This is a genomic window from Streptomyces sp. NPDC006516 (assembly GCF_040611875.1).
Taxonomy (GTDB): Bacteria; Actinomycetota; Actinomycetes; order Streptomycetales; family Streptomycetaceae; genus Streptomyces.
The window spans coordinates 116794-129193 of sequence record NZ_JBEXPD010000011.1; the positions used below are offsets into that span (position 1 = coordinate 116794).

At 70.6% G+C, this 12400-nt stretch carries 11 protein-coding genes; 2 read left to right on the top strand and 9 right to left on the bottom strand.

Annotated features, from left to right (window positions below):
- Positions 1 to 91: 91 nt before the first annotated feature.
- Positions 92 to 751, bottom strand: coding sequence for a hypothetical protein (locus ABZY45_RS26065; protein WP_356743806.1), 660 nt, complete (start codon positions 749 to 751; stop codon positions 92 to 94).
- 189 nt (positions 752 to 940) lie between these two features.
- Between ABZY45_RS26065 and ABZY45_RS26070 the strand changes: the two genes are divergently transcribed.
- Positions 941 to 1075, top strand: a complete 135-nt coding sequence (locus tag ABZY45_RS26070) for a hypothetical protein (RefSeq protein WP_356743519.1) — start codon at positions 941 to 943, stop codon at positions 1073 to 1075.
- Positions 1076 to 1099: 24 nt separating this feature from the next.
- Here the strand turns inward: ABZY45_RS26070 and ABZY45_RS26075 are convergent, their stop codons facing one another.
- From ABZY45_RS26075 to ABZY45_RS26100, 6 genes are all read right to left on the bottom strand, one after another.
- A complete protein-coding gene (locus ABZY45_RS26075; protein WP_356743521.1) occupies positions 1100 to 2989 on the bottom strand; it encodes a DUF2264 domain-containing protein in 1890 nt (629 codons plus the stop codon).
- Positions 2986 to 4014: a hydroxyacid dehydrogenase gene (locus ABZY45_RS26080; protein ID WP_356743523.1), complete on the bottom strand. Its 1029-nt coding sequence runs from the start codon at positions 4012 to 4014 to the stop codon at positions 2986 to 2988. The genes ABZY45_RS26075 and ABZY45_RS26080 overlap by 4 nt, the downstream gene beginning before the upstream one ends.
- Before the next feature lie 37 nt (positions 4015 to 4051).
- Positions 4052 to 4927: a carbohydrate ABC transporter permease gene (locus ABZY45_RS26085; protein WP_356743525.1), complete on the bottom strand. Its 876-nt coding sequence runs from the start codon at positions 4925 to 4927 to the stop codon at positions 4052 to 4054.
- Positions 4924 to 5925, bottom strand: coding sequence for a sugar ABC transporter permease (locus tag ABZY45_RS26090; protein WP_356743527.1), 1002 nt, complete (start codon positions 5923 to 5925; stop codon positions 4924 to 4926). The genes ABZY45_RS26085 and ABZY45_RS26090 overlap by 4 nt, the downstream gene beginning before the upstream one ends.
- A gap of 48 nt (positions 5926 to 5973) precedes the next feature.
- Positions 5974 to 7341 carry an extracellular solute-binding protein gene (locus tag ABZY45_RS26095; protein WP_356743529.1) on the bottom strand — a complete coding sequence of 456 codons (1368 nt, stop codon included), beginning with the start codon at positions 7339 to 7341 and terminating at the stop codon, positions 5974 to 5976.
- 101 nt (positions 7342 to 7442) lie between these two features.
- Positions 7443 to 8564 carry a substrate-binding domain-containing protein gene (locus ABZY45_RS26100; protein WP_356743531.1) on the bottom strand — a complete coding sequence of 374 codons (1122 nt, stop codon included), beginning with the start codon at positions 8562 to 8564 and terminating at the stop codon, positions 7443 to 7445.
- A gap of 145 nt (positions 8565 to 8709) precedes the next feature.
- On the opposite strand from ABZY45_RS26100, the gene ABZY45_RS26105 reads away from it, so the two are divergent.
- Entirely contained in the window at positions 8710 to 9477 is a 768-nt protein-coding gene (locus ABZY45_RS26105; protein ID WP_356743533.1) for a sulfite exporter TauE/SafE family protein, read from the top strand.
- A 21-nt stretch (positions 9478 to 9498) separates the two neighbouring features.
- Here the strand turns inward: ABZY45_RS26105 and ABZY45_RS26110 are convergent, their stop codons facing one another.
- Positions 9499 to 11028, bottom strand: coding sequence for an amino acid permease (locus ABZY45_RS26110; protein ID WP_356743535.1), 1530 nt, complete (start codon positions 11026 to 11028; stop codon positions 9499 to 9501).
- A 57-nt stretch (positions 11029 to 11085) separates the two neighbouring features.
- Positions 11086 to 12093 carry a hypothetical protein gene (locus tag ABZY45_RS26115; protein ID WP_356743537.1) on the bottom strand — a complete coding sequence of 336 codons (1008 nt, stop codon included), beginning with the start codon at positions 12091 to 12093 and terminating at the stop codon, positions 11086 to 11088.
- Between the last annotated feature and the right edge of the window lie 307 nt (positions 12094 to 12400).

Genomic DNA, 12400 nt, shown 5'->3' on the forward strand with positions numbered 1-12400 from the left:
TCCCACCTGCTCGCGGGCCCGGCGAGCGCCCCGCCGCCTCCTGCTCCGGCCCCGGTACCCGTACGTACGGGTACCGGGGCCGGCACTCAGGTCAGGCGCTGATGTCGTAGAGGGAGAACTCCTCCCACGAACCGGTGATCGCCGTCGAACGGGCGCGCAGCGCGTACTGGAGCGAGCCGGTGTAGCCGTTCTCCATGGCGACGAACAGCCCGTTCAGCGTGGACTGGAGCGCGTAGCGGTCCAGGTCCTCGTTGTAGTACAGGTAGAAGCGCTCCCAGCCGCCCACGCTCGCGGAACGCGCGCGCAGCACGTTCTGGGCGCTGCCGGTGTAGTTCTTCTCCACCGCGACGTACTGGTCGTTCGCCAGGGACCTCAGGGCGTACGTCGCGGAGGCCTCGTCCCACTCGAAGGCGAAGCCCTCCCAGGAGCCGCCGACCTCGGTGGAACGGGCCCGCAGCGCACCGGCGTTGGGCGCCGCGTAGTTCACCTCGGTCGCGGTGAACCGGCCGTTGCGGGCGGACTGCAGGGCGAGGAGCTCGGGCTCCTCGGCGGTGGCCGAGACGCCGTCACGCGTGGTGGCCTTCGGAGTCTCTGCCTGCCCCGCGACGCGGGCCAGTTCGGTGCCGTCCACCGTTTCCCAGCCACTGGGGACGGCGGCCGGTCCGGCGTCCGCCGGCGCCGCTCCGGCCATGGGCGCGGCCAGCGCGGAGGTGGCGAGCAGAGCGCTCAGGGACAGGAATACGGACGTGATGCGTCGCACGGGTCATCCTCACGAATCGTCGGAAGAATTCCGGAGGCGGCGGCACATCGGGCCGCGACGGAATTCTTCCGTGCGTCGGCGAACGTTCTCCTTGCATGCCAAAGCCGTCTCCGGACCCATGTGCACCCCCCGGGAACTGCTGCGCCACTTGGCGAATCGGCCTCACAGTAACGGCCGTTCGTGATCTCCGACGATGATTTCGACGGCTTTTCCGGTCAATTCGAAGGCAGTCGTGCCGCATTATTGGTTCCGCAGTTCTCCGTTAAGGCGAGCGATACTCTCCGTTCGAATTCCGGCGTGGCCGCCGGCGCGTGAGCACAACGCGCCGGCGGCCGGACGTCAGCCGTGGATGACCTCCAGCGGAGTGAAATCGATGCGGGTCGTCGAGCCGTCGTCCGCCCAGCGCACCGCGACCGTCTCCCCGGCCACCTCCACCCCGCTCACGGCATCGGCGAGCCGCCCGGCCCCCGGCTCCCCCGTGAGTGCGGCCAGTGCCACCAGCACCTCGGTACCCTCGACGTCGGTGCTCACCCGGGGCAGCACCGCCCAGCGGGTGAACGCCGTGCCCTGCGGAGCCCGCACCTCCTCCAGCTCCGTCCAGCCGTGCAGCCCGTGCAACGAGGACCGCAGCGTGCCCCCGGGCTCCGTCGCCCAGCCCGTCTGCTCCGCCCGCGCTCCGGCCGGGGCGCCCAGGACTCGGTGCACCCGAAGCTCGTACCGGCCCCGGACCACGGTGACGCTCTCCACCCGCAGCCCCGGCCAGGTCGGCGGTCCCTCGGGGAAGACCGGAACGTGCCAGGACGCGGCCCAGCCCCAGCCGTCGCCGTGCCCCGCCCCGAGCGGATGGATGCGGACCCTGCTGCTGCGTGAGCCCGAGACCCGTAGCGAGAAGTGGTTGTCCGCGGTGTTCGTCGCCGCCGTGGGGCCCGTGGCCGTCGAATACGCCAGCCGCGCGTAGAGCGGGTCCGACACGTCCGCCGTCTCCGCCTCATGGGGGCGGACATGGTCGCTGCCGTGGTTGTGCAGCCGTACGATGCCGTCCGCGCGCGTCGACTGGACGAGCAGCCCGGGTGACGGCAGGGCCAGCACCTGGTCCGGGCCCTCGCTCGGCCCCGGTTCCTCGTCAGCCGTCCACAGCGGATGCTCCGGCGGGGCGAGCAGCGCCACGAAGGCCTTGGACGCCCAGTACGGCGAGGACGGCCCTGAGTACACCTGGAGCGTCGCGTCGTGCGGGCCGTGGTAGCCGAGGCTCAGCAGGCCGTCCTCCCCGGCCGCACCACGCTCCAGGAAATACCGCAGCGAGCCGCTGATCAGCCGGCGCGATACGCCCGGCGCCAAGGGCGTGTGCCCGGACACCGCGCCCATCCCGACCGCGGCTCCCGCCGCGAACCGGTAGGTGAGGGAGCGTCCGAAGTGCATCGGCGCACCGTCCCCGCCGAACATCAGCGAGAAGCTCTCCAGGTGCTCCCGCAGCCGGCCGCCGTGATGTGCGGCCAGTTGTTCGTCGCCCGACAGAAAGGCGTCCAGCACGGGGTACAGGTGCAGGGCCCAGCCGTTGTAGTGGTCGAAGGCCCGCCCGTCCCCGTCGGAGTACCAGCCCTCTCCCCGGTACCAGAGCTCCATCAGGTCGAGCGCGCGCTGCCGGGCCCGCGCCGTCTCGGCGTCGCCCCGGCCCACGGACTCCAGGAAACCCGCGACGGAGAACGGGAAGAGGTACCAGTTGTTGGGGGCGGGCGAGTGCCGCAAGGAGCCGCGCAGCCACTCCTCCGCGCGGTCCTGGGTGTGCCCGTCGAGGGCGTCCCACAGCCAGGGCCGGGTCAGCCTGAGTCCGATGGCGACCGAGGCGGACTCCACCATCGGCTGGCCGAAGACGGTGTGGTCCAGGATGAGCGGCCAGGACTCGGCGTCGTCCCGCCCCGCCGTGCGCGTACCGGCGTCGAGCCCGTCGGCGTACCGCTCCAGCCAGTTGTGCGGGTCCTCGCCACCCGCGCCCGCGACGCGGAAGGCCGCGGTGAGGAACGTCCGGGCGTAGCCCTCCAGACCGTCGGAGCGTACGCCCGAACGGGAAGGGCGGCCCGGCAGGTCGAGCAGGGCCCGGCCCGGGGTCGACCACTTCCAGGCCGCGCCGAGCAGCCCGTCGGCAACCGCCTCCCAGTGGTCCCGGGTGTAGCCGGTGAAGGGGCTCGACCGGTGATCGTCAGGGGGGAGCTGAAAGGGGATGAGGGTCATGCGAGGAATGCCAGCCTTTCGCGTCGTACGGGGTGGGCGAAGCTGCCGCCCTCGGCCCAGCGGGCGACCTCACCGATCGCCAGGTCGGCCAGCCGCCGCAGTTCGTTGCCCTGCGAACCGGCGAGGTGCGGGGTGAGGGTCGCGTTGTGACAGTCCCAGAGCGGATGGTCCACCGGCAGCGGATCGGGATCGGTGACGTCGAGCACCGCCCGGATGCGCTCGGACCGCAGTACGTCGACGAGGGCGTCCTGGTCGACGACGGCGCCCCGGGACGTGTTGAGGAGGACCGCGTCGGGCCGCATCGAGGTGAGGAGTTCGCGGCTCACCAGGCCCGTCGTCGCCGGCAGCAGCGGTGTGTGCACACTGACCACGTCGCTCTCGGCGAACAGCGCGGGCAGGGAGACCGGCCGGACCCCGAGCGCGGCGGCCTCGGCGTCCGTGACGTACGGGTCGTGGAGCAGCACCCGCAGGTCGTAGGGGCGCAGCAGCTCGATCACCCGCCGTCCGATCAGGGAGGCGGACAGGATGCCCACCGTGCGGCGGTAGTTGCCCACGTCGGGAGGGGTGGCCAGCCACGCGCCGCGATGGCGCGTGGCACGGAAGTCGCGGGCCCGCTCCAGGACGCGCTTGCCCGACAGCAGGATCATCGCGACGGTGTACTCCGCGACCGGCAGGGCGTTGGCCGCCGCCGCGGACGACACCTCGATGCCCCTTTCCCAGCACGCCTCGGTGACATGGCCCCGTACGGAGCCCGCCGTGTGCACGACGGCCCGCAGCGAGGGGGCGGCGGCCAGCACGCCCGCGTGGATCGGCGGGCAGCCCCAGCCGGTGATCAGGATCTCCGTGTCCGCGAGCGCGGCGCGGGCCGCGGGGGTCGTGAAGTCGTCGATGGCGGGCAGGGGCGCGAGTGTGCAGACCTCTCCCAGCGCCGCCAGGGAGGCGGGGGAGAGCACCGCCGAGGCGGCGTCCGCTCCCATGGCGAGCGCGGCGCGCGGCAGTCGGTGGGCGGGGGGAGTGCTGAGCATGGTTCTCCTGTGCGGTGGTCCGGGCGGGGCGGCACGGTCACTTGACGGCGCCGGCCGTCAGACCGGACCGCCAGAAACGCTGGAGCAGGGCGAAGGCGAGGATCAGGGGCACCACGGCGAGCAGCGAGCCCATGATGACGACGGGGTAGTACTCCGGTGACACGGACGCGGAGCTGTTCCAGGAGTACAGGCCGAGGCTGACCGGATACAGGTCCTGGTCGGAGAGCATCACCATCGGCAGGAAGAAGTTGTTCCAGATGGCGGTGAGCTGGAAGAGGAAGATGGTGACAAGACCCGGCCCCAGCATGCGCAGCGCCACCCTGAAGTAGGCGGCCAGTTCGCCCGCGCCGTCCATCCGCGCGGCCTCGAGCACCTCGTCGGGCACGTACCCCTGGCTGAAGATCCGGCCGAGATAGACCCCGAACGGATTGAACAGGACAGGGATGAAGACCGCCCAGAAGGTGTTGACGAGCCCGGTGCCGGAGGCCATCAGATAGAGCGGCAGGGCCAGCACCGTCTGCGGCACCATCACCGCGGCCAGCACCAGACCGAACAGCTTCTCCTTGTGCGCGAAGCGGTACTTGTCGAAGGCGTAGCCGCACGCGATGCTGATCAGGGCGCCGAGTGCCGCGCCGAGCACCGCGTACAGCAGGCTGTTGCCGTACCAGCGGCCGAACAGTCCGCCGTCCATGGCGAAGAGGTCCTTCAGGTTCTGCACGAAGGAGAAGCCGCTCAGCGAGAGGATGTCGCTGCTGAAGAGGGCGTCCCTGTCCTTCGTCGAGGCGAGCACCAGCCACAGCACCGGCAGCAGGGTGTAGAGCACCGAGACGAGGACCACCAGGTTGACGACCGCGCGTCCGAGGAGCCGGGGTCGCAGGGGCGAAGCGGTGCGGGAAGCGGTCGGCGCACTCATCGGGCGGCCTCCTCGGCTGCATCGGCCCGGTTGGTCCAGCGAGTGACGCCGTAGGAGAGGGCGATCGTGCACAGCAGCAGGATGACCGAGGCGGCTGCCGCGAGACCGTAGTTGTTGCGGGTGAAGGCGGCGTCGTAGATGTACATGCTGGGCGAGAAGCGGGAGTTGATCATCGGGGTCGACTGGCTGAGCAGCATCGGCTCGGTGAAGAGCTGGAGCGCGAAGATGAGGGTGAACATCGCGACCATCACGATCGATGAGCGCACCAGTGGGGCCTTGACCTGAAGGGCCGTGCGGACCGGGCCCGCGCCGTCGACGACCGAGGCCTCGATCACCTCGCGGGGGACCGCCTGGAGGGCGGCGTAGAACACGACCATGTTGTAGCCGAGGTTGCTCCACAACGCGATGTTCACGATGGACGGGAGCACCATGTGCACCCCGAGGAAGTCGATGGTGAGGTCCGCCCTGCCGAGCAGGTCGATCACCGGGCTGATGCCGGGGGTGTACAGATACAGCCAGATCAGGGCCGCGATGATGCCCGGAACGGCGTGCGGCAGGAACAGCGCGAGCTGTACGGTGCCCCGCAGGCGGACCACGCCGGAGTCCAGCAGCAGCGCCAGTGCGAGGGCGCCGATCACCATCAGCGGGATGTAGACCAGGCAGTACAGGGCGACGACGCCGAGGCCGCCGAGGAAGGTCGGGTCCGCCAGGACGGCGGTGTAGTTGCGGAGTCCGGCGAAGACCGTCCGCTCGGGGCCGAAGCCGAGCCCGGGCTGGTCGTCGCTGAAGAAGCTCAGGTGGACGGCGGTGGCGACCGGGATCAGGAAGACGGTCACCAGAAGGGCGAAGAACGGTGTCATCAGGACGCCGCAGGCGCCGAGTTCACGCCGTCGGGCGGACCTGCGGCCCTTCTGCGCCGGCGCGGTGGCGGCCGGGCTCTGCGGTGTGGGCGTAGCGGTGGCGTCCGCCGCTACGGACACGGGGGTGGTGCTGGTCATGGGTGTCACCTGCCTCTCTGCTGCTGAGAACCGACGGCGGACCGCCGGTCAGGTGGAGCGCTCGGTAGTGCTCAGACCGAGCGCCTTGAGGTCGGGCATCGTGCCCTCCTGCGCCGCCCTCACGGCTCCGAGAACGGATCCCTGGCCGCCGCTCGCCCGGGCCAGTCCATCCCTCATGATCTTGCCGGTCGCCGTCATCCGAGGGCCCCAGACCCAGCCGGGGCGGATCTTGTCGGCCTCCTGCTCGAACAGGGTGTAGATGTCCTGGCCGCCGTAGTAGGCCCGGTCGAAGGCCTTGCGGCCCACGGCCACCAGGCCGGGCGCGGCGGGGTACTGGCTGCTGGCGCCGCTGGAGAGGCGGGCGCGCAGGGCGTCCGGATGCGAGACCTGCCATTCGATGAACTCCATCGCGGCCTCGGGGTGCGCGCTGTCCTTGGTGATCGCGAAGGTCGAGCCGCCGTGGGTGCCGACAGCGGGGTCGGCCGGATCCCACTGAGGAAGCGGCGCCAGCGCCCACTGCCCCTTCTGGCCCGGCCGGGCCTTCATCTGAGCCCCGGCGTCCCACGCGCCGCTGAGCCTGCTGAGCACCAGGCCCTCGCCGATCTGGACATCGCTGTGGCGGCTCTCCACCGCGTTCATGAAGACCAGGTCCTGATCGGTGAGCCGCTGCCAGTACGCGGCCACGCGGCGGGTCGGGGCGTCGGCGAGCGAGACGTTCCATGCTCCACCCGACGTGGCGAACCACTGGGCACCGGCCTGCCAGGCGTACGCGGCGAGGTGGGTGTCACCGTCCGTGGGGAAGAGCGCCATCCGGCGGTCACCACTCGCGCGGCGTACGGTCCTCGCCGCGTCCTCGAAGTCCTCCCAGGTGCGCGGGACGGTCAGGCCGTACCGCTCGAAGAGGTCGGTGCGGTAGTGCAGCACCATCGGCTCTATGTCCAGAGGGACGCTGAACACCCTCTTCTCGAACGTGGTCAGGCCCAGCGACTGCGGCAGCAACTTGGCGCGGAGCCCTTCGCCCACCAGGTCCGTGATGTCGCGGCAGACTCCGTCGATGGCGAAGCCCGGGACCTGGGGGTACTCGATGGTGGCGATGTCCGGGGCATTGCCGGCCCGGGCCGCGTTGCTGAGCTTCGCGTAACCCCCCTGCATCCCTCCGGGGACCTGCTGGAAGTCGACCTGAATGGTGTCGTGACCGCGGTTGAACGCGTCCACGACCTCCTGGCTGCCCCGCAGGGCGGACCAGAAGGTGATGCGGGTCTTCCCGCCTTTCCCGCTTCTGACGGTGCTTCCGGTACTGCTCGTACCGCCCGATCGTGTGTCTCCGCCACCCCCTCCGCAGGCGCTGAGCGCGCCTGCCAGAGGAAGTGCGGTGATCGTGGCGAGCACGGATCGACGGCTCTGTCGACCAGGCATGTGCGCCTCCCGCGGCTCCTGATTCGAGACACGGGAATACTGATCGGCTGATCGATAGCGGTCAATAGATCGATCAAAAGAAGCTTGAAGTGTTCAAACGATCATTCGGGTGAGCGGGGTACCGCCCGGGTCGATCCGCGCACTTCGAGGCCGGGCAGGAGTTCCACCCGGCGCACCGGGCCGCTCGCGCCGGCCGGCCGTTCCAGCCGGTGCATCAGGAGCTCGGCCGCCGCCCGGCCGATCTCGCCCCGCGGCGGGGCCACCGCGGTGAGGGAGGTGCTGCCCAGCGCGGCCACGACATCGTCGTACGCCACCACGGAGCAGTCCCGCGGCACCTGGATCCCGTTCTCCGCGAGCTTCTGGACGAGCATCAGGGCGTCCTCGTCGCCGTGCAGGACCGCGCCGGTGAAGCCCCGCCGGCGCATCAGTGCCGCGAGATCCGGAGCCTCCTCCCGGCTGCCGGGCTCCCCGGGTCCCGCTGTCGGGGAGCTGAGCACCACGGCCCACTCCTCCACCTCGGGCCGCGCCGCCGCGATCTCGGCGAACGCGGCCCTGATCGAACGAGCGGTCGGGCTGTCGTTCCTCGCCGCCAGCACGAGCCGGCGGTGGCCGAGCGAGACCAGGTGGTCCACGGCCAGATGGATCCCGTACCAGTGGTCGGAGCACACCGAGTCCAGGGCGTGCAGCACGCTGCCCGGCCGGGGCCGCCGCTCCATCAGGACGGTCGGCACCCCCACCTCGGCGAGCCAGCCGTAATCGGCCTCCTCGCCCTCCCTGCTGCGCCACCGGGGCGCGATGAGCAGCCCGCGCACCCCGGCCGCCAGCGCCCGCTCCACCTGCGGCCGTTCGGCACCCGCCGCCTGGGGCGCGATGCGCAGGGTGATGTGCGCGCCGGCCGCTTCCAGTGCCGTCCGGGCACCGTGCAGGGTCTCGTACAGATAGGAATGGCGCTCCGGGACGACGAGGGCGATCGCGCCTCCCTCCCCGGCCGGTTCACCGCTCCGGGGGGCCGGTACGGCCGCGGGGCGCTCGACGCCCCCCATCGGACGGACCACCCCGTGGCCGCGCCGCAGCATCCCCGCCCTGGCAAGCTCCTCCACGTCCCGCCGCAGGGTGACCGCCGAGACGTCCAGCTCCTCGGCGAGCGAGCTCACCTTGACGGCGCCGCGCGCGTGCACCACCGCGAGGATGCGGTTGCGCCTCGACTCGACCGGCTCCCGCATGATGGCCCCCTTGCCTGCCGCTGTGCCGTGTTCGTTTGAACGTTTCCGCGAGCGATCGCAGCATAGCGAGCGGACGGCGTGCCAAGCGGCTACGGATGGAACGATGATCCGCCGAGAGCAAGATGTGTCTAGCATCTGATCCGCAATGGACACCATCACACTCTGGCAACTGGCCGCACTCGCGGCGGCATCCACGCTCGTCGGCTTCTCGAAGACGGCGGTCAGCGGGGCCAATACGATCAGCCTCGCGGTCTTCGCGGCCGTGCTCCCGGCCCGCGAATCCACCGGAGTGCTGCTCCCGATCCTGATCGCGGGCGACATCCTCGCCGTGCTGGTCTATCGTCGCCACGCCCACTGGCCGACCCTGCTGCGGCTCTTCCCCGCCGTGGCGGTGGGCGTGCTGGCCGGCACCCTCTTCATGATGTGGGCCGGGGACGACGCGGTACGCACCTCGATCGGCGCGATTCTGCTGTTCATGGCCGGAGTCACCCTCTGGCAACGGCGGGCCGGCTCCCCGCCGCCACCGGAGGAGGAGAGCGCGGACGAGCCCTCGCGCGGCGCTCGGCTCAAGGCCCGTTCGTACGGAGTGCTCGGCGGGTTCACCACCATGGTCGCCAACGCGGGTGGCCCCGTGATGTCGCTCTACCTGCTGTCCGCGGGCTTCCGGAAGCTGGGCTTCCTCGGGACGTCCGCGTGGTTCTTCCTGATCGTCAACACCTCGAAGGTGCCCTTCAGTGTCGGGCTCGGCCTCATCGACGCCCGGTCGCTGCTGCTGGACGCCGCCCTCGTGCTGTTCGTCATCCCCGGGGCGTACCTCGGCCGCGCCTGCGTCGGCCGGATCAACCAGAAGGTCTTCGACCGGATCGTGATCGCGGCCACCGTCCTGGGCGGCCTCCAGCTGCTGCTGAGCTGAAGACCGCCCGGGAAGGGGCGGTCAGACGATGCCCTCGGCGATCTCGGCCTGCTCACGGGCGTTGCCGTACGCGGCCGGGGTGCTGTACGAACGGCGCGCGACGAACCACCACACCGTCGCCAGAACCAGCACGGCGACCAGGGCGATCGACGCGTAGTTCATCGAGTCGATCGTCACGGGCGACGACTGCGGGAGCAGGAACAGCACCGTGACGATGGCGACCCACACCACGGCGATCCAGCCGATCGGCTTCGACCAGCGGCCCAGATGCCAGGGACCGCGCTGGAAGCGGTCGCCGGCGCGCAGCTTGAGGTAGATCGGAATCGCGTACGCCGGGGTGATCCCGATGACGTTGATGGCCGTCACCGCCCCGTACGCCGTCGCGGAGTACAGCGACGGCACCGCCAGCAGCGCGGCGACACCGACCGACAGCCACACGGCGGGCACCGGGGTCTGGGTACGCGAGCTGACCTTGCGCCACAGGGCGGAGCCTGGCAGCGCGTTGTCACGGCTGAAGGCGAAGACCATCCGGCTCGCCGCCGCTACCTCGGCGTTGCCGCAGAAGAGCTGAGCGGCGATGACGATCAGCAGCATGGCGGTGGCGCCGGCCGTGCCCAGCGCGTCGATCAGGATCTGGGCCGGAGGCACTCCGGTGGCGCTGTTCTGGGTGCCCGCGTAGTCCTGGATGGCGAAGGTCAGGCCCGCCAGCAGCACGAAACCGGCGATCCAGGAGACCCAGATCGCCCGGACGATGCCCTTGGCCGCCGTCACCGAGGCGTTCGACGTCTCCTCGGAGAGATGGGCGGAGGCGTCGTAACCGCAGAACGTGTACTGCGCCAGCAGCAGCCCGATCGCCGCCACGTAGATCGGGTTCTCCCAGCCCGTGCCGTTCACGAACTCGGTGAAGACGAACGACGGCGACTGGTGGTTCGACGGCACGATCGCCAGGACCGTCACGATCACGGCCACACCGCCCAGGTGCCACCAAACGCTGATCGAGTTCAGGACACTGACCAGGCGCACACCGAACAGGTTCAGCACGGCGTGCAGCAGCAGGATGCAGAGGAAGATCAGCATGGTGGAGCCGGGGGTCGGGTCGAACCCCCACTGCAGGTTGAGCAGCGCGCCCGTGAACAGCGCGGCGCCGTAGTCGATGCCCGCGATCGCCCCCAGGAGGCCCAGCAAATTTAGCCACCCGGTGTACCAGCCCCACTTACGGCCACCGAGCCGGTCGGCCATGTAGTACAAGGCCCCCGACGTCGGGTACGCGCTGGTGACCTCCGCCAGGGCCATGCCCACACAGAGCACGAACAGACCGACACCGGCCCAGCCCCAGAGCATGACGGACGGGCCGCCGGTCGACATGCCGAAGCCGTACAGCGTCATGCAGCCGGAGAGGATGGAGATGACGGAGAAGCTGATCGCGAAGTTCCCGAAGCCGCCCATGCGACGGGCCAGCACCGGCTGGTAGCCGAGCTCGCGCAGGCGCTGCTCCTCGTCGTCGTGCGGTGTGGCTTCCGTACTCGACGGGATCGAGGCGGATATGGACATGGGGTTGACCTCCAGGTGGGGAGACGGGGAAACGTAGGGGGCGCGGGCGCCGGCGGATCAGCCGTGCGGCCCTGTGCCGGGCTCTTGCCCGGAAGCAAGACAGCGGGTGCGGGCACGGAGGAAGACGTCCTCGGCCCCGGCCGTGTCCTGTGGCGGCCGTGTGCGGTAGGACCAGGGCACCGAGGTGTAGTACGGGCCCATCGCCCGGAACACCGGCGCGGCGTCCGCGAACCTGAGCGCTCCCCACAACGCATGCGCCAGATGGTTGAGATCGAGCAGGGAGCGGGCGGCGGGATCGGCGGCGTCGAACCAGATGTGCAGGGCCCGCCGGGCGTCTCGTTCGCCGTCCTCCGTCACCCAGTGCAGGTCCAGTGCCCGCTCATTGCCGCGCTCACGCCGGTAGCGCTCCACCCGCACGTACAAGGGGAGTACGTGCAGGGGGGAGCCTCCCGGTGCCGAAGACGCGGCCCACTGCACGAAGTTGACGGCCTCGGAGAGGGTGCCGCCCTTCTGTCTCGCGTAGACGAACTGCAACATCCGGTGATAGGCCTCGCGATTGAAGGGATCGCGTTTGTCCGCCTCCGCCAGCAGGCCCCAGGGGCCCGGGAACAGCATCGGGCCGGGCGGCAGGAGCCGGTGCTCCTCCAGACGCTGACCCTCGTCGAGCTGGGAGAGCGCGAGCAGGCAGATCCAGGGCACCGGGTCCTCCGGGGAGGCATGGGCGGCGGAGCGGCACCCCTCCCAGGCCAGCTGCCACAACTCCTGTGCTCGCGGGTGCCGTTCACGACCGGCGCGCACCGCCCGTTCCACCGCCACCCGGGCGTGCATCACGGTCGCGGCCACACTCCGCGGTTCCTCGGCCAGCCAGGCGTGAACGGTGTCCGACCCCGCCGCCACGGCCGCGAGGACCTGGGTGCGCTGGGTCCACAGGGCCCAGTCCGGGGTGCTCTCCAGGAGATTCCGCATCGCGAGCCAGCGGCCGGTGCGCAGATCCTGCAGGGCCACCCGTAACGCGTGATCGGGCCCGGCGGGATGGTAGACAGGCCTGAAATCACCGGTAGCCATGGACGAGCCCCGGCCCTGGACACGCGGTGGGGGCGGGGCGGTGGGCCGGGCGCGGCGGCGCGGCGCTGGTTCTTCTCGACATGAATCCTCAAGAACGTGGGGGGTTGGGCACAAGGATCGCGAACAGCCCTCGCCGGAACTCCGGTTGTTCACTGCGCGGTGAGTGTAGGGCGCTGCGCACCTGTCATCCGGCAACTTTGCGGATCTTACTCAACTAGTGTCCGTATGACGGACATTGGCCTGTCCGGGGGGTCGGTGCAGGATGTCCGGGCGAGGCTTGACGCGGGGGGTCGACTGCACGACTGTG